This window comes from Thiomonas sp. X19 (genome assembly GCF_900089495.1).
Lineage (GTDB): Bacteria > Pseudomonadota > Gammaproteobacteria > Burkholderiales > Burkholderiaceae_C > Thiomonas_A.
Genome location: NZ_LT605203.1, coordinates 3701490 through 3717418, shown reverse-complemented (window position 1 = coordinate 3717418; position 15929 = coordinate 3701490). Strand labels below are relative to the sequence as shown.

Sequence of the window (15929 nt, the reverse complement as noted above, 5' to 3'; positions counted from 1 at the left end):
GGTAGCAGCGGGGCATGCACCCCACGCAGCCGCCGGTAGGCGGCGTGTCAAGCGTGGCCTGCGTACACTTTTTTATACGATACAAAAAAGTGTACGCAGAACGGCGTGTAAATCTTCACTCGCCGCGCACACATCTCCCTCAGTAGAAGATGACAACAAGGGCGCTCTGCGTCCAGCGCGTACCCTGCTCAACTCCCAGAAGGGCGCGCTGGACACATCACCTTGCGAGCGGCCCGTGAGGGCTGCTTGAGCAGGCCGGGGACTTCAGACACCCCCGTCCTGCGCCCCCGCCCATGGCAACCAGAGTTGTCAGCGTTGCCGTTTCATTCCAAAATGTCTTCAGCACAATCCCGAGGTCTAAAAAATGTTCCCTCACCCTGGCGCCCCCTTGGATTTTCTTGTCGCCCACGTGCTCGGAGCGACGGCCGTTCTAGCAGCCATCTCCGCTGGTTTTTTCCTGTCCCTTTGGCTGGCCGCTGAAATCGATGCGAGCCTCACGGGCCGCATTGGCCTGCGAATTGCGCTACGCGAGCTGTGGGGAGCCTTCTGGGAAGCCGGCAAGGAAACCACTGTGCTCATGTACGGCATCCCATGGCTGTCCATCACCCGCTGGCAGTCCCTGTCCAGGTCCGAAACACAGCTTCGTGAGTGGATGGACCGCAAGGGTTGGGTCAAACGCCATGAGGCGGAAGGGGAAGGGGCTTGACCATGTTTCTTTTGCAGAACATCTACTCAGCCCTCGGAACGGTGCTGTCGCTCACCCTGATCCTGCTATCAAGCTGGGTCGTCATTGACACAACAAGGGGATGGCAGCGGATCAAATCGGTGGCGGCAGTCCACGAGAAGTCGGGGGACGCATGAGCCTACTGGCAGGATTGCTCTGGGGAGGGGCCATCATCGCCGCGCTCGGTTTCACATCGATTGCGTTGACAGTACTCTGGAAGGAGCGCGGTTGAGGCCGCGCAAGTGGCACTCCGCCGGCTAACCACTGCGGCGCTTCATGGCCAGTGGCTGCAGAATGTCCTCGCCAGCATTGCGCATGTCCTCGAGGCTTTGCGCAACGACACGCCGAATTCCCTTGAGGGCGGCATCGGGGGTGGCGGCCAGCCAGGACAGCGAGGGAAACTCGGCGCAAAGCCCCACATGCTCGCCGTCTTCGGGCGACCAGGTGACACGATAGGTGTAATGATCAGCGTTCATTGCAAATGCCTTTCAGTTTCTAGATGACCACCATCACCAGGCAGTGGCGTTCTCGTCAATCATCCCAGCTTCTTCGCCAGCTTCTCGGCCTCGATATGGGTGTACCGCTTGAGCATGGACAGGGACTTGTGGCCGCTGATTGCAGCGAGTTCCAGCACATTGAAGTCCCCACGCTCGGCGAGCCTGGACATGGCCTCATGCCGCAGATCGTGAAAACGCAGACCAGCAATGCCTACACGCTTGCAGGTCCTCGAAAACATCGCCGTGGCAGATCGCGAGGCAATTCCGAAGACTGGGCCGCGTAGCGCAGAGGGCAGGGCCTGGATTGCAGCGACGGCAGCGCTCGACAACGGCACATCACGCGCAGCGCCGTTCTTGCTGTCCAGCAATCTTGCGACACGACGCTTGAGATCGACATGCTGGCGCTCGATGACGCAGAGTTCGCCAAGGCGCATGCCAGTTTCCAGCGCCACGATGACCAGGGCGCGCATCCCGGGCGAGCAGGCGTCCAGCAGGGTCTGTTCCTCACCGCCCTGCAATCTCCGCTCACGGCCACGGCCGGGGCTTGGCTTTTTGACTGCGCGCACCGGATTTTCGACCGTGAAAGACAAATCGCTTCGCGCCCATTCAAAAACGGCGGAAAGTGTGTTCAGGTCATTGCGCACTGTATTGGCGCTTGCGCCGTCTTTGGTCCGTAGGTTGCGAAACTCGGCTACGTCTGCACTGCGCACGCGCGAGACCGCAAGGCCCGCGAGCTTGGCACGCAACAGTACGCGCAACCGGAACACCTCGCGATCTGCACCCTTCTTCGTAGGTGTGACTTCGGCCTGATAGCGGCCGATCAATTCCTTGACCGTCATGCCGTCAGCTTGGCGAGTATCGCGCCACTCGCCAGTGTCCATCTCGCGTTCGATCTTACGGGCCCAACGCTCGGCATCTGCCTTCAGCTCGAAGGTCTTCGTCAGCATGGGATAGCCCTTGCGACGTATCTTGGCCTGCCATTGGAGTGGCCCACGTTGCACGAAAGTCGCCATCAGGAGATTCCTACGGCCTTGAGGATTGTTTGCATGGCGACATGGCCCTGTGCCAGTCCGATGTCGACAAGCTTCAGGGTGAGGTGTTTGGTGACTTCAGCCGGCAATGCTCGCACCGCACTCGCCAGTCTCGATTTCTCGGTCTGAGGAAGGTCGCTTTCCCTGATCTTCGTTTCGACCAAGGATTTGATCGTGTCGTCATGCAGTCGTATCGTTACGACGCCGAGAATCGCAGACAGCCCGCCATCGTCCTGCAGGAAGTCCATGCCTTGAGCAGTGATTTGCGGAAGTGAGAATGCCAAATGTCCGTCCACACCAATCAGAAGCCCCGACTTGGCAAGTCCATGTTCGTCGAGGTACTGAAGGTTTGCGGCCAGCTTTTGTTCATCGCACTCCGGAACGTTTTTCAAGTAGTGGTGAAAATCCCACGCTCTGGGGTAGTGCTCCGCCATGCTGATAAGGAGTTCCCGCTGTAGCTCTCGGTCAAGCATGCAATCGCCCTCTGCCGTTGAGTTTCCATCAAAGTACGCAGTGTACCCGTGGTGTCCCAAAAATTCCAGTTAGCGTGATAAGTTGTTGAAAAACAAAGAGTAGTTTGCGGTCTTGAAAACCGGCAACGGGCAACCGTTCGTGAGTTCGAATCTCACCGCTTCCGCCAGTTAGAAGATCTAAGTTATTGTTTTTAATAACTTATTTTTCATATAGCTAAATAAGATCTTACGTCAGATCTTACGGCTAGGTTTTGAGCAATCCAGCTGGGCACAGCCAGCAAGATCGACCTACCAATCACTGTTGGCCTTGCGTGGTCGCAGCACCGTCGCGAGCTGACTCAGGTCATTGAACCTGCAGTGCAGGTGAGTCCAGGCCGTGCCCACGGTCCATCTCGTTTCAGCTCATTCCCACCCCCCAGCCTCGCCCCCTATCATCCCCAGCACCCTCCTGAACTCCTGGAACGTGCGGCATGGCGATCAAAAAATCCGAGCTTTACAGCTCCCTGTGGAAGAGCTGTGACGAGCTGCGCGGGGGCATGGACGCCTCCCAGTACAAGGACTACGTGCTGGTCCTGCTGTTCGTCAAATATGTCTCCGACAAATATGCAGGGCTGGCCCTGAACCGCCCCGGGTTTCGTGGAGGCTGGTTGGTTTAAGTCATGCCGGAATGGCGTGGTGACTGGCTTGTTGCCGCCAGTAGTTTGCCTCAGCTTCTGCCGGAGGGATACCCCCAATTGGTTTGAGCAGTCGGGTGTGGTTGAACCAGTGCACCCATTGCAGGGTGGCAAGTTCTACGGCTTGCCTGGTTTTCCAGGGTCCGCGGCGGTGAATCAATTCGGCCTTGTACAGCCCGTTGATGGTCTCGGCCAGGGCGTTGTCATAGGAGTCTCCTTTGCTGCCCACTGAGGGCTGGATGCCTGCCTGCGCCAAGCGTTCGGTGTACTTGACGCTGACGTATTGCACTCCTCTGTCCGAATGGTGGACCAAGGCATTGGCAGCGGGCCGACGCGCGTACAAAGCCTGCTCCAGCGCGTCCATCACGAAATCGGTCTGCATGGATGTGCTCACCCGCCAGCCAACGATGCGTCGGGCAAACACGTCGATGACGAAGGCCACGTACAGCCAGCCTTGCCAGGTGCTCACATAGGTGAAGTCCGACACCCAGAGCTGGTTGGGCCGCTCGGCTTTGAACACCCGGTTGACGTGGTCCTGTGGACATGGCGCGCAAGTGTCGGGTACCGTGGTTCGCACCTTCTTGCCCCGCCGGGCACCCTGCAGCCCCAGGCGTTTCATCAGCCGCTCGACCGTGCAGCGCGCCACCCGATTGCCCTCGCGGTTCATCTGCAACCAAACCTTGTCAGCTCCATACACCTAACAGTTGGCGTGCCACACACGCTGGATGTCGGCAGCCAGCGCATCGTCGCGCTGAGCACGGGCGCTGCGCAACTCGGGGTTGCGCTGGCGGGCGGCATGGCGCCAGTCACACGACGGGGCCATCTGCAGCACTTTGCAGATGGGCTCGACCCCGTGCATGGGGCGGTGCTGGTCGATGAATCGCTTCAGCCCTTCAAACGGCGGTCGAGCTCCGCCTGGGCGAAAAAAGCACTCGCCGCTTTGAGGATGTCATTGGCCCGGCGCAATTCCTTGTTCTCGCGCTCGAGTTGTTTGAGGCGTTCACGCTCGCTGCTCGTCAGGCCGTCGCGCTGGCCTGTATCGACTTCCTCGCGCTTGACCCATTCGAGCAGCGTCTGTGGCACGCAGCCAATCTTGGGGGCCATGGATTCGACTGCGGCCCACAGCGAGGGGTACTCGCCTCGGTGCTCCTGGACCATGCGTACCGCGCGCTCGCGCACTTCGGGGGAAAACTTGTTCGTCTTGTTCATGGCTCCATCTTCTCAAAGGTTGGAGCCTCCTCAAAACCCGGGGCGGTTCAGACCATGGCGATGACAACCGCGATGACAACTTGCTTGAGGGTTGTCATGACGTCACCACCCTCTCAGCCTTCGCCTTCAACTTCTCAGCCAGACTCGACCCCCGATCGTTTTCCTGTGTGACGGGTGTGACAGGTGTGACGCCCCCCGGTGTGGTTGAGCTATTACCAGCCGTGTTCGTCGCCTGGAAAAACTCCTCGACCACGGCATCGCCTTCTTCCTCCGAGTCCTCAAACGCTCCAAGGGCAAGCCCGTCAGCCGCAGCCTCGTCCAGTGCAGCCTGGTCCCAGCCTCCCGCTTTGCGTTGCTCGGCTTCTTGCCTGGCCGTTTGCAGCGCAGCGTCCAACGTCAACCCTTCTCGCACCACAAGGTCCACAAAATACACCGCCGTCCTGTGGCTTTGCGTCGTGCTCTTGGCTCTGAGTTTCAAGCCCAGCGGCAGACACGGCAACGCTTCCCCCACCAAGGCCTGGTAATACTTCAGCCTGGCCGCCAGCGTGCGAATCGAGTTGTACCCCGTGGTGCGAAAGATGAAGCTGCCCAGGTCATCGTCCTGCCCATCGATCCGCACATTGAGCCTGCCATAAGGCTTGCAGCCGAACGCCTCCCCATAGCTACAGTTCTCCGGCGTCGGACAAGGCAGAGAGACCAAGCCTTCCGCTGTTCACCTGCGACACGTCTGCCCATCACCCGAACACACCGGCCGTCCACTCGTTCTGTTGAACGCCGTGTACTCGGCCCGGAAGCTCAAGTCCGGATCGGCAAACAGCACCGTCACCGGAATGGAGCGCAGCTTCTTGTCGGGAGCGGCTTTGCGCAGCGCTTCATCCAAGGGGTGATTGACCCAGCCGTCCTTGTTCTGCACCAGGCTCGTGACCGTGAACTCGTCATCCTTCTCCGGCAGCCGTTTGCCGTTCTTCTCCACCACCTTGCCAATCGACACCCGCCCGAGCACAGGCGGGGTCAATGCCAGTCCTTCAATCATGACCTTCTCCTTCAAAGTAAGACAAACCGCCTGCTGCCAGGACGGGACTTGGGGTATTGCGACAACAACTCCGGCTGCACCTTGAGCAAGGCAGCGGTGTCCAGCGTCAAGCTGTCCTTGCTCTTTTTCCAAGTGACAGCACCCGCCTCGAACTCAGCCTTGGTTGCCTCGCCCATGGATTGCTGCAAGGTTTGTTTGCACTGGCTTTCCTGCGCTTCCAGTTGTTCCAGCTTGACCCTGACAGCCAGCCAGTCCGAGAACACACCATTGAGCTGGGCGTCACCGGTGAAGTCAGCCGTGGCCCCACTGTCCTGAGGAAACAAAGCTTGCAGGGCTTGGCCTGCCGAATCCGAGCCGTCTGCCGGTGGCGGCGTGTCCGTTTCGACATAGGCCCAGAACTGGGCTTCGAGTTGCAGCAGGTGGGCCATCAAAGCCTCGTCCCGAGGAATCCTGTGAACCTGCAATTCCTGTCCACCCAGCAACACCGCCACATCGGCAGCAGCCTTGCCAGTGACCGCCAGCTGGTGCTGCACCTGCAGTTGCACGTATTCCGGCACACCGTCTCTCCACAACCTTGCACCGTGGATGCCTGCGGTCTTGCATTCCAGAATGGCGACTTCCGTGCTTCCCAGCACTTCCCGGTCGATGTTGGCCAGCATCCAAGGAATGGTCGGGTGTTGCAGCACGGCGTTGATGCGCCTGACCTTGTTGCCGGTGCGTTTGACATAGTGGGCGGCAACGATGGGCTCCAAGAGCGTGCCCCAATACATCGGCGAGGTTTCGTCGTTCGGATCCACCTTGGGCAGGTTGCTGTCACGGCCCGTCTTGACCAGCCAGAGTTCGAGCTGGGATTGGTAGGGGTTGAGACCCACGGCGGCTGCAGCATCACTGCTGCCGATGCCGGTCTTTCTCACATCCAACCAATCCTCCCGGCTGAGAGCTTTGGTCGAGACCAGGCGCAAGGCCGGTCTGGGGGTTGCAGGGTGTTGAAAGTGTTGCATGCTTTTCTCCAAAGAAAACAGCCCGGCTCGATGGAGGTCAGAGCCGGAGGTCTGAGCCGGGCTGGGACTGCACGGGGAGGCAAGCTTTCAGGAGACGAATTTCAAAGCGTCGTTCCAAGCTTGCTGTTTCAGTTGGGCACCAGGGCCGAACTAGGCGGAGTCCATCCGGTAGTCGGCATTACGAGCCCGGCGTTCATGGTCGGCATACTGGGTCACGGCATTCACCAGGCCCCAGGCGGTTCCTTGTGCCGAGGCCAGATCCGCGCCCATGCCACCCCCTTGGAACAAGCCCAGCACCGCCTTGAAGGTTTTGTCCGGAGCTTGAGGTCCAGCGCCTTGCACGGTCGAGGCCAGCACCTTGTGCAGGAAGTGCGCCGCTTGGGTGTCGCTGACTGGGCAATCGGCCAGCGCTTTCATCCGGGCCATGAAGCCATCCCAGCTCGACACGGCAATACCGAGTTGCCGCTTGACCAGGTCGGCATCGAAGGTGGAGCGGTGGCTGACCTTCACCGCGCCGTCACTGTCATTCAGCGCAATGCGCAAGGTGTTGTTGCACACCACGCGGATCGAGGTGAACTGCGCCGTGGTCGCCAGGGTGCCATCGCAAGCCGTGGCGAGCAGCAGATAGCCATTGACGCGGTCGTTGCCCTTGAGCACAACGGACTGCCCGGTCTTGGCCAAGGCCCAGAACTTCTTGCCACCTTTCAAGACGCCTGCGGTTTCGAGTTGGAAGCCGGACACCTCCGTCAAGGAACCGCTGATTTATCCGGCCCACATCTTGCATCATTGAGCCATTCCCCAGAGCCTTGCCCCGCCATGCACCAACTCAGTTTTTCCAGCAGTGAACACGCCATGAAGAAGCGCATCACCCGTCGCGAGAAGTTTCTCGGCGAGATGGAGCGTGTCGTGCCTTGGGCGAAGCTGGTGGCCGTGATCGAGCCTGTGTACCCCAAGAGCGGCCGTGTCGGGCGTCCCCCCGTCGGGGTGGAGCGCATGCTGCGCATGTATTTTCTGCAGCAGTGGTACAGCCTGTCCGATGAAGGACTTGAGGATGCCATCACCGACAGCCAGGCCCTGCGTCAGTTCGTGCGCATCGACCTCTCCTGCGAAGCCGTGCCTGATGCCACCACCCTGCTCAAGTTCCGCCGCCTGCTGGAGGCCCATGATCTGACCCAGGCGCTGTTCGCCCAGATCAACGCCCACTTGGCGCAGCAGGGGCTGCTCATGCGCGAAGGCACCCTGATCGATGCCACGCTGATCGCCGCGCCCAGTTCCACCAAGAACAGCACCGGCACGCGCGACCCTGAGATGCACTCCACCAAGAAAGGCAACCAATGGCACTTCGGCATGAAGGCGCACATCGGCGCCGATGCCGACAGCGGCCTGGTGCACAGTCTGCACACCACGCCGGCGCATGCCAGCGATGTCGCCCACACCGCCGACGTGCTGCATGGGGAGGAAACCCAGGTGTTTGCCGATGCAGGCTACACCGGCGCGCAGCAGCGTGAGGAGGTTGTGCAGGCGCAAGAGCAGGGAACCATTCGCCCAGACGTGGACTGGCAGATTGCGCAGCGCCGCAGCACGGTGAACAAGCTGCCGGAGGGCCAACACAAGATGTTGATCCAGGCGCTGGAGCGGGCCAAGGCGCGCGTGCGGGCGCGGGTGGAACATGCGTTTCATGTGCTCAAGAATCTGTTTGGTCACAAGAAGGCCCGGTACAAAGGCTTGGCCAAGAACACCGCCCAGTTGTACAGCCTGTTCGGGCTGGTGAATCTGGCGCTGGCCAAACGCAAACTGTTGAACCCGCAAGGCACACCTGCGTCCTGAGGACGCAAAACGAAGGGGGAAACCCCGCAAACCCGTGAAAATCCACTCCGAATTCGCCGAAATCAACCCCTATTCCGCAAAATCTTCCGCATCATGAAAACCGAACGGCGGAAGATCAATGTGGCGCGGAAAACAGGGAGTTGTTCAGCGGTTCCTCAAGTCCCGGTAGAACTCCAGGATCTCCTTGGGTTGCACCACCTGGTAGCGCGAACTGACCACGGCCAGGGGAGCATGGCTGTCCGAGCGGTGCAGCACGTGTTGCTCGGGAAAGGTATGCAGCACGTCGCTGCCGTTGAAGTAGCGCACGGGGGAGGCTTCGATGTGCCAGTCCATGCCGGCCGCACGTTGCCAGACTTCCAGCGGTTGGTGGGGAATGAGTTGCTGCCCCAGGCCATGCCAGGGGGTGTGGCCGGTGTAGGCCATGGTGACCTGCCACGGTTCATCGGACCAGTCATTCCTGGACGACGGCCCCCTGTTTCACAGTTGAACACCCTTGCTGCACGAACTCGTTCGGGGTCCGGTAGCCGAGACTGCTGTGCGGCCGGACCTCGTTGTAATGCCGCCGCCATTGCTCGATGACGACCTTCGCCTCGGTGCGATTCCTGAACCATTCCAGGCTCAGGCATTCGTCCCGGAATCGGGGCCATTGTCGGAGCGAACGTACCGCGGTGCGCCGTGCACGCTGACGAGCTGGGACAACACCTCGACCACGCGGCCGGATTTGATGGAGCCGGCCACGTCGATCGTCAGGCTCACCTTGGTGAACTCGTCGATCACGGTGAAGCACTTGAGCTTCTGCGCCGTTGGCGCACGCGTCGTGCACGAAATCGTAAGCCCAGACCTGGCCTGGCCTGGCCCCTTCGGGGTGCACGGCCGCGGCCTGCTGCCGGCGACGCGCTTCCTGGGCCGCTTGCGCGGCACCTGCAGATTGCCCTTGGTCCACAGCCGCCACGCCCGACCATGGCCCATCTCGAAGCCCTGGCGCTCCATAAACACGTGCACACGACGAGACCCGAAGCGTGGGTACTGCGCCGACAGCACGCTCATCGCGCCCAGCGCCGGAACATCCTTCTCGAGCATCTTCGACGTGTAGTTCAAAGCAGACCTCGCCACCGACAGCAGCGCGCAAGCCCTTCGCTGCGACAGGCCACGCCCAATGGCGAACCGGACCTGCTCGCGACGCGCCTGCGCGCTCACCATTTTTTTGCGGCGATCTCCTTCATCACGTCGATCTCAAGGTCGCGGTCGGCCACCATCCTCTTCAGCCGCGCGTTCTCCTGTTCGAGCTCACGCAGCTTTTTCACGTCGGCCGTGTCCATCGACCCGAAATACCGCCGCCAGTTGTAGATCGTCTGCTCGCTGACTCCGTGCCGCTTGGCCACCTCGCCCACGGGCTCACGGTCGGCCTCCCGCAGGATCGACACCATCTTCTCTTCGCTGAACCGGCTCTTCCTCACCACTCCCTCCTTGTCGGCGGGAGCCATCATCTCAAGTTTTAAATGGTCCGAAAATCCCGGGGCAGGTCACGGGCATGACGAGCAATCTGCCGAGGGACTAAACAAACTTTGCCAGTTGACTGATGCGGCAAGGCGGTCGCCGCGATCCCTCGTGCAAGCAGGATCGAAGCGCGACGCGGTCAGTTGTGCAGTGGTGTGAAGCAGGCCTCGACGCAGCGCCGAGGCGCGGCGGTCAAGCCGCCGAATGAATTGGAGTGCAAGATGCAAACCAGTCGGCAGACCAGGGTGATCCAGAATCGATCAGGATGAACAGCGCTGAGCCGAGTGATGGTGGTGTGCAACGGATCGCACGGCGCTGCTTTCCGCTTCTGCGGAAGGGTTTGATCAAGTACGCCGTGTAGCGCAAAGGGGCAATGTAGTCAGTTCTGTGATAGCGTACGAACATTCACCGGGAACGTGAATCGGTGTCGTTCCTCCGCCACATTCTGGCGGAGGATTCGTAAAAAATCCTGAAGCTGGCCGGAGTGGGGCCAGGTTTTGCCGAGGTGGTCCCAGGTTTGGGCCAGCGGCTTAACTGTGCGCGTAAGTGAACCCGGCCTGTTCCAACTCGACAAGTTCACCGACCACATCGGGTGTGAGGATGACGCCGGGGATCAGGTGGTTGGTGAGGTCGGCCGCCAGTTCGCCCTGGGTCAGTTTGCCGGGGTTCGGGCCTCTCTGGTGCAGGTGTCCGGCAAGGCCCCAGATGCCGTCATGGCAGGCGAGAAAAACGACGCCGCGCTTTTGTAATTCCGTGACGCTGACGGCCTTGGCCGAGTAGGCGCCTCGGGGGTTTTGGTAGTCGGCCGGGTTGGCGTAGGCGGCGGGTGGCATGTCGATGAAGGTGTTGCGTTTGAACTTGCCTTTGGTGAGTTTGGGGAAGTCGTAGCGTTTCCAGGCATATTCGTCGAACAGGGCCAGTGCTGCGGGGCCGTGGGTGACCGAGACGACCAGAAAGTTGGGATGCTTGAACGACCAGATTTGCGAGTTCAGCGTCAGGCGCATCAGGTTCAACCAAGGCCCGGCCAGATCGGTGTTGTGCCACACCATTTTCGGGCTGCCGGGATAGCGCAGCACGTCGCGTATGGCTTGGGCGTCCCAGTCGTCGGGGTCGGTGAGCATCATCGGGACGGTCTTGAAGTCGCGCCGGTAGGGAGCTTGCGCCAACTTGCGCATCAATGCCGCGAGCAAGTCCGATCCGGGTGGCAGCAGGTCGCCCAGGGGTTTGCCGAGGTCTGCAGCCTGAGCCGTGCCCAGGGTTAGGTCACCCAGGCCGGCGAGGGCCGCCCAGCCGGCCATCAACAGCATGTCGCGACGCGTCCAGTGGTTCATGTCCATGGTTGGTCTCCTTGCCGCCCGGCAGCAGGTTTGCCTCGGCTCGTTTGTGCAGCATAGTCACGGAGATGCGCCGAAGCAAAAGCGCTGGCTTCAAGCCCGCATTGCCGTTGCGGCGATGTCCAGCGAGCGCAGCCGCAGGTCGGCGTCGAACACATCGCACACCAGCATGAATTCGTCCGCTTGCGTGGCTTCGGCCAGGGCGTTGAAGCCGGCGCGCACGGTGTCGGGGCCGCCAATCACGGCGGCGCCCAGGAAGTCGGCAATGGCGGCTTGTTCCTGGGGCTGCAGTTGCTGCATGAAATGTTGGACGGGAGGCTGCAGTCGCCCCCGACGCCCGGTGATGATGCCGAGCACACGCTGATGGGTGCTGCTGGCCAGGTCGTGGGCTTCGTCGTCGGTGGGGGCCGCGATTAGGGGCACGCCGATGGCGACATAGGGCTGCGCCAGTGCGGCGGAAGGCCGGAATGTGCTGCGGTAAAGCTTGAGCGCCGGCAGCAGCATGCGAGGCGCGAAGTGCGAGGCGAAGGCATAAGGCAGCCCGCGCTCGGCCGCCAGTTGTGCAGAGAACAGGCTGGAGCCGAGCAACCAGATGGGAACATTGGTGCCGGCGCCGGGCATGGCGATGAGCCGCTGGCCGGGCTCGGCCGGGGCCAGCAGGCGCTGCAACTCGGCCACGTCGCGCGGGAAGTCGTCCTCGCTTTCCGCGCGGTCGCGGCGCAGTGCGCGCATGGTCAGCGGGTCGGTGCCGGGGGCGCGGCCCAGTCCGAGGTCGATGCGCTCCGGGTACAACTCGGCCAGGGTGCCGAAGGCTTCGGCAACGACGAGCGGCGCGTGGTTGGGCAGCATCACCCCGCCAGAGCCGATGCGCATGCGCTGCGTGCCCGCAGCGATGTGCCCCACGAGCACGGCAGTGGCGGAACTGGCGATGCCGGGCATGTTGTGGTGCTCGGCCAGCCAGTAGCGCTTGAAGCCGAGCGCTTCAGCATGCTGTGCGGTACGCAGGGCAATGGCCAGCGCACCGGCCACGGTGCCGCCCTCGCGCACGGCGACGAGGTCGAGCATGGACAGGGCGATGGCATTCAATGGCTTGTGCATGGCGAACCGCCCGCTCAATGTCGCTTCGCGCTGCGCATGGACAGCAACAGCAGAATCGTCAGCAGGATGAAACCCAGCGCCGACCACATGGGCAGCGATACGCCGAGGATCGATGGCACATCGGCGCAAAGACCATCCGCGCGGAACATCCACGGTGCCCAATGCGTGATGCTCCAGTTGTTGATGGTGGCGGCGAGCGGGTCCAGCCCGCAGGTCTGGCCCGGATGCCAGACCAGCCACACATGCCGCCCGGCGACGCCCAGGCCGGCGAGGCCACTCAAGGCGCCGAGCAGCAAGGCCAGCCGGCTCGGGGCCGCCTTTCCTGCGGCTGCCAAACCTGCGGCGATGAGGGCAAAGGCAAGCATGCCGAGGTAGGCCATGCGCTGCATGATGCACAGCGGGCACGGCGGGTTTGACTGGTGCTGCACCCAGAGCGCACCGGCGAGAATGCCGAAGGCGCACAGGGCAACGAAGAGTGGAAGGGCGGGCGAGAGAACGCGAGTTGGTTTGTAGGATTTCATGTTGATGCTGCAGTCATTTTGAAAATGCCGGTGGCGTTGCCGGAATCGAAGCGCATGTCCATATCGGCTGGTAAAGAGCCGCCGGGCTGCGCACCACGGCTGATGAATTCGAAGAACGAGCCGGGTAGTTCGTGCAGCTGCGGGCCGTCGTCGCCCTGTAACGCACGCTGCACGCTGGCGGCGCGCAACGCCGTTTGGCGGACCGCACCGCTGGAGGAGACTTCCACCTGGTCCTTGATCGCAAAGCCCTCGGCGCGCAACTGCGCGGCCAGTTCGAGCACATCGTCAACCCGGTCGGTGGCGTGGTTGAAGGTCTGGCCTTCCGTGCTGATCCAGGCCATCTCGGCCGACTCCTGCAGCAGCAGTTGGTATTGCGCCAAGCTGGGCAAGGGGTGCTGGCGGGCGAAGCAACGCAGCAGGGCGGGAAGCAGCTTGAGCGCGGTGTTGAACGGCAAATGGCCTTCCCGACGCAGGTCTTGCAAGGCGTCGTGATCGGCCGCGCCCAAGGGGTCGCGCGAATGGCCGAGAACCGTGTTCAGCGTTTGCTGAAACGTGGCGGAAAAGCCTTCCGGATGCAGCTCGCTCACGAAGAACTGGGCGATGCCTTGCGGGTCTTCGGTGTGGATGTAAGCGCGCCCGGTCATCTTCAGCCGCGGCAGGGGATAGATGCCCGCCAGCGTGTAACCCAGGGGCAGCAAGATGCGGGTGATGGCGGCCTCGCCACTCGGCAAGGCCGCGCAAGACGCCGCGAGCACCGTGCGTACCGCGCCATGGTCGAAAGTGATCGAGCGCCCCTGCTCACGTGCACGCTCGACATAGCGCATCGCCTCCGGCACCGATTGCGCCAGGCGCGCAAACAATGCTTGCGTCATGGCCAGCGCCAACTCGCCACGCGTCACTTCGTCTTGGTTTGGACGCGTGAACGGCTTGCTGGGCAAAGCGAGCTGATCGACCAGCTTGAGCGCATCGACGCTGAGCAGTTCATTGAGCAGAATTCGACTGTTTGACTTGGGCATGGCTGCAAATTGAGGCAACAGGCCGAGATGCTTTGGCGCCGTGCATAAGAGACCTTGGCATCTTAGTTCCCGCTCGATAACCCCCGTGTTGCAAAGCATGACGCCTGTCTGCCGCCGCAGTCCCGCCAGCCCGGTACCCTAGAATAATGGGTTCGGGGCGTAGCGCAGCCTGGTAGCGCATCTGCTTTGGGAGCAGAGGGTCGGAGGTTCGAATCCTCTCGCCCCGACCAATTAAATCAAGGACTTAAGTAGGAGGGTAGGGCCGTCATGTGCAGCCCTAGGAGACTGTCGGACTTTGCGGTCTTCCGGATGAAGACGCTATCCGAGACAATTGCTGCTGCACAACCGAGAGCCCGAGCCGATGAGCCGCTTCGTCCCTGTTGACCGAGACACCGCATATCTGTTGCCACCGTCGGTGGACGAATGGCTGCCCACTGATCACTTGGCGCGCTTCGTGGTCGAAGTCATCGAGCAGCTTGATCTGGGCGATCTGGCCCGACAGTACGCAGGCCGGGGCTCGGCGGCGCACCATCCGGCGGTGCTGCTGGGCCTGCTGATCTACGGCTACGCCAACGGCGTGCACTCCAGCCGCAAGATCGAGCGGGCGACCTACGACTCGGTGGCGTTCCGCTTTGTTGCGGCCAATACCCACCCCGATCACGACACGCTGGCGACGTTCCGCCGCCGCTTCTTGAAGGAGGTGGAGGCACTGTTCGTGCAGGTGCTGGTTCTGGCGCGCGAGATGAAGCTGCTCAAGCTCGGACACATCGCGCTGGATGGCACCAAGATCGACGCCAACGCCAGCAAGCACAAGGCCTTGTCGTGGGCTCATGCCAACAAGATCGAGGCGCAGCTGCGCCAGGAAGTACAAACGCTGCTGGCGCTGGCAGAGAACAGCGACCGCGCGACGGTACCCGACGGCATGGATGTGCCGGCGGAGATCGCCCTGCGTGCAGATCGCTTGAGCGCAATCGCGCAGGCCAAGGCCAAGATCGAGCAGCGCGCCAGCGAACGCCATCAGGTCGAGCAGCAGGAGTACGAGGCCAAGACCGCCAAGCGCCAAGCCCAGCGCGAGGCGGGCAAGAAGCCGCGCGGCAAGGACCCTGAGCCGCCAGAGGCCGGCCCCCGGAGCAGCGATCAGGTCAACCTCACGGATGAAGAGTCGCGCATCATGCCCGTGTCGGGTGGGGGCTTCGAGCAAAGCTACAACGCACAAGCCGGCGTGGACATCGCGACGATGATGGTGATCACCCAGCATGTGAGCCAGGCATCCAACGACAAGCGCGAAGTTGTGCCTACGCTGCAGCAGATCCAAGCGTTACCCGCGGTGCTGGGCGAGGTGCACACGCTCATCACGGACAACGGCTTCTTCAGCCAAGCCAACGTGATCGCGTGCAACGACGCGGGTATCGAGCCGCTGCTGGCGCTCAAGCGGGAGTCGCATCACACGCCGGTGATGGGGCGCTTTGCACCCGATGTGCCCGAGCCCCAGACGACGGATCCGCTCGTGCAGATGGCACACCGCCTGGGCACGCAAGCAGGCCGAGCCCTGTACGGCCTGCGCAAGCAGACAGTGGAGCCGGTGTTCGGCATCATCAAGCAAGTGATGGGTTGGCGCCAGATGAGCATGCGCGGGCTGGCCAAGGCACAAGGCGAATGGAGCTTGGTGACCATGGCTTGGAACATCAAGCGCATGCACGTCCTGCGAGCCGCGTGAGGGCAATAGTGCGCCCCGACCACGCCAAAACCGAGTCCCCAGGCCGCCCCATGTGCCCTCACAGTGTCTCGCCAACCATCGAGAGCGTTCGATCAGCGCGCCGCTGTCAAAAAAAACGCGTCGCACTGATCAATCGGATTCGCTCGGGTTCAAGTCCGACAGCCTCCTAGACGTTTTGGGCATTTGTTGCCACAAATAGCTTGCTTCGCAATACCAACGAAAAACGAGGTTTTCGCCATCTGCACCAGCTTCGGCGCCTGGATTGTTGTTCAGTTGA

The 15929-nt window shown here is 61.8% G+C and carries 11 protein-coding genes, 1 tRNA gene, 7 pseudogenes and 1 other annotated feature; of the genes and pseudogenes, 6 read left to right on the top strand and 13 right to left on the bottom strand.

Annotated features, from left to right (window positions below; translation table 11 throughout):
• Nucleotides 1-388 precede the first annotated feature (388 nt).
• Both THIX_RS17990 and THIX_RS23565 read left to right on the top strand, forming a co-directional pair.
• Nucleotides 389-706, top strand: a complete 318-nt coding sequence (locus tag THIX_RS17990; protein ID WP_146748612.1) for a hypothetical protein — start codon at nucleotides 389-391, stop codon at nucleotides 704-706.
• 2 nt (nucleotides 707-708) lie between these two features.
• Complete coding sequence (locus tag THIX_RS23565; RefSeq protein WP_158540944.1) at nucleotides 709-861, top strand: hypothetical protein; 153 nt, start codon at nucleotides 709-711, stop codon at nucleotides 859-861.
• A 194-nt stretch (nucleotides 862-1055) separates the two neighbouring features.
• On the opposite strand, the pseudogene THIX_RS17985 reads toward THIX_RS23565, so the two are convergent.
• The 3 genes and pseudogenes from THIX_RS17985 to THIX_RS17975 all read right to left on the bottom strand — a co-directional run.
• A pseudogene (locus THIX_RS17985) lies at nucleotides 1056-1200 on the bottom strand (toxin-antitoxin system HicB family antitoxin); the annotation flags it as partial.
• 59 nt (nucleotides 1201-1259) lie between these two features.
• Complete coding sequence (locus THIX_RS17980) at nucleotides 1260-2168, bottom strand: site-specific integrase (RefSeq protein ID WP_158540943.1); 909 nt, start codon at nucleotides 2166-2168, stop codon at nucleotides 1260-1262.
• A gap of 65 nt (nucleotides 2169-2233) precedes the next feature.
• A complete protein-coding gene (locus tag THIX_RS17975) occupies nucleotides 2234-2686 on the bottom strand; it encodes a hypothetical protein (protein WP_199195331.1) in 453 nt (150 codons plus the stop codon).
• 509 nt (nucleotides 2687-3195) lie between these two features.
• Between THIX_RS17975 and THIX_RS17970 the strand changes: the two are divergent.
• Nucleotides 3196-3336, top strand: a pseudogene (locus THIX_RS17970) (type I restriction-modification system subunit M N-terminal domain-containing protein); the annotation flags it as partial.
• A 46-nt stretch (nucleotides 3337-3382) separates the two neighbouring features.
• On the opposite strand, the pseudogene THIX_RS17965 reads toward THIX_RS17970, so the two are convergent.
• From THIX_RS17965 to THIX_RS17950, 4 genes and pseudogenes are all read right to left on the bottom strand, one after another.
• Nucleotides 3383-4608, bottom strand: a pseudogene (locus THIX_RS17965) (IS3 family transposase).
• Nucleotides 4214-4330 (bottom strand) — a sequence feature (AL1L pseudoknot). Its footprint overlaps the pseudogene before it by 117 nt.
• Nucleotides 4609-4702: 94 nt before the next feature.
• Nucleotides 4703-5641, bottom strand: a pseudogene (locus tag THIX_RS17960) (hydrolase or metal-binding protein).
• A gap of 11 nt (nucleotides 5642-5652) precedes the next feature.
• Nucleotides 5653-6642, bottom strand: a complete 990-nt coding sequence (locus THIX_RS17955) for a YqaJ viral recombinase family protein (protein WP_112487274.1) — start codon at nucleotides 6640-6642, stop codon at nucleotides 5653-5655.
• A 153-nt stretch (nucleotides 6643-6795) separates the two neighbouring features.
• Nucleotides 6796-7392 (bottom strand): annotated as a pseudogene (locus tag THIX_RS17950) (DUF932 domain-containing protein); the annotation flags it as partial.
• Nucleotides 7393-7458: 66 nt separating this feature from the next.
• On the opposite strand from THIX_RS17950, the gene THIX_RS17945 reads away from it, so the two are divergent.
• The gene (locus THIX_RS17945) at nucleotides 7459-8469 is read left to right on the top strand and encodes an IS5 family transposase (protein ID WP_112487273.1); all 1011 of its coding nucleotides are present in this window, start codon (nucleotides 7459-7461) and stop codon (nucleotides 8467-8469) included.
• A gap of 156 nt (nucleotides 8470-8625) precedes the next feature.
• Here THIX_RS17945 and THIX_RS17940 read toward each other — a convergent pair.
• From THIX_RS17940 to THIX_RS17915, 6 genes and pseudogenes are all read right to left on the bottom strand, one after another.
• Nucleotides 8626-8892, bottom strand: a pseudogene (locus THIX_RS17940) (hypothetical protein); the annotation flags it as partial.
• Between the two features lie 28 nt (nucleotides 8893-8920).
• Nucleotides 8921-9926, bottom strand: a pseudogene (locus tag THIX_RS17935) (IS3 family transposase).
• A gap of 570 nt (nucleotides 9927-10496) precedes the next feature.
• Nucleotides 10497-11303 (bottom strand): transcriptional initiation protein Tat, encoded by an 807-nt coding sequence (locus THIX_RS17930; protein ID WP_112487272.1) that lies wholly within the window; start codon nucleotides 11301-11303, stop codon nucleotides 10497-10499.
• 90 nt (nucleotides 11304-11393) lie between these two features.
• Nucleotides 11394-12398: an LLM class flavin-dependent oxidoreductase gene (locus THIX_RS17925; RefSeq protein ID WP_233224619.1), complete on the bottom strand. Its 1005-nt coding sequence runs from the start codon at nucleotides 12396-12398 to the stop codon at nucleotides 11394-11396.
• Nucleotides 12399-12412: 14 nt separating this feature from the next.
• Nucleotides 12413-12919: a disulfide bond formation protein B gene (locus tag THIX_RS17920; protein ID WP_112487271.1), complete on the bottom strand. Its 507-nt coding sequence runs from the start codon at nucleotides 12917-12919 to the stop codon at nucleotides 12413-12415.
• A complete protein-coding gene (locus tag THIX_RS17915; RefSeq protein ID WP_112487270.1) occupies nucleotides 12916-13935 on the bottom strand; it encodes a 2-oxoadipate dioxygenase/decarboxylase family protein in 1020 nt (339 codons plus the stop codon). Before THIX_RS17915 ends, THIX_RS17920 begins: the two co-directional genes overlap by 4 nt.
• A gap of 153 nt (nucleotides 13936-14088) precedes the next feature.
• Here THIX_RS17915 and THIX_RS17910 point away from each other — a divergent pair.
• Both THIX_RS17910 and THIX_RS17905 read left to right on the top strand, forming a co-directional pair.
• Nucleotides 14089-14165: transfer RNA gene (locus tag THIX_RS17910), tRNA-Pro, on the top strand.
• A gap of 131 nt (nucleotides 14166-14296) precedes the next feature.
• Nucleotides 14297-15652: an IS1182-like element ISThsp16 family transposase gene (locus THIX_RS17905; RefSeq protein ID WP_112484377.1), complete on the top strand. Its 1356-nt coding sequence runs from the start codon at nucleotides 14297-14299 to the stop codon at nucleotides 15650-15652.
• The last annotated feature ends 277 nt before the right edge of the window (nucleotides 15653-15929 follow it).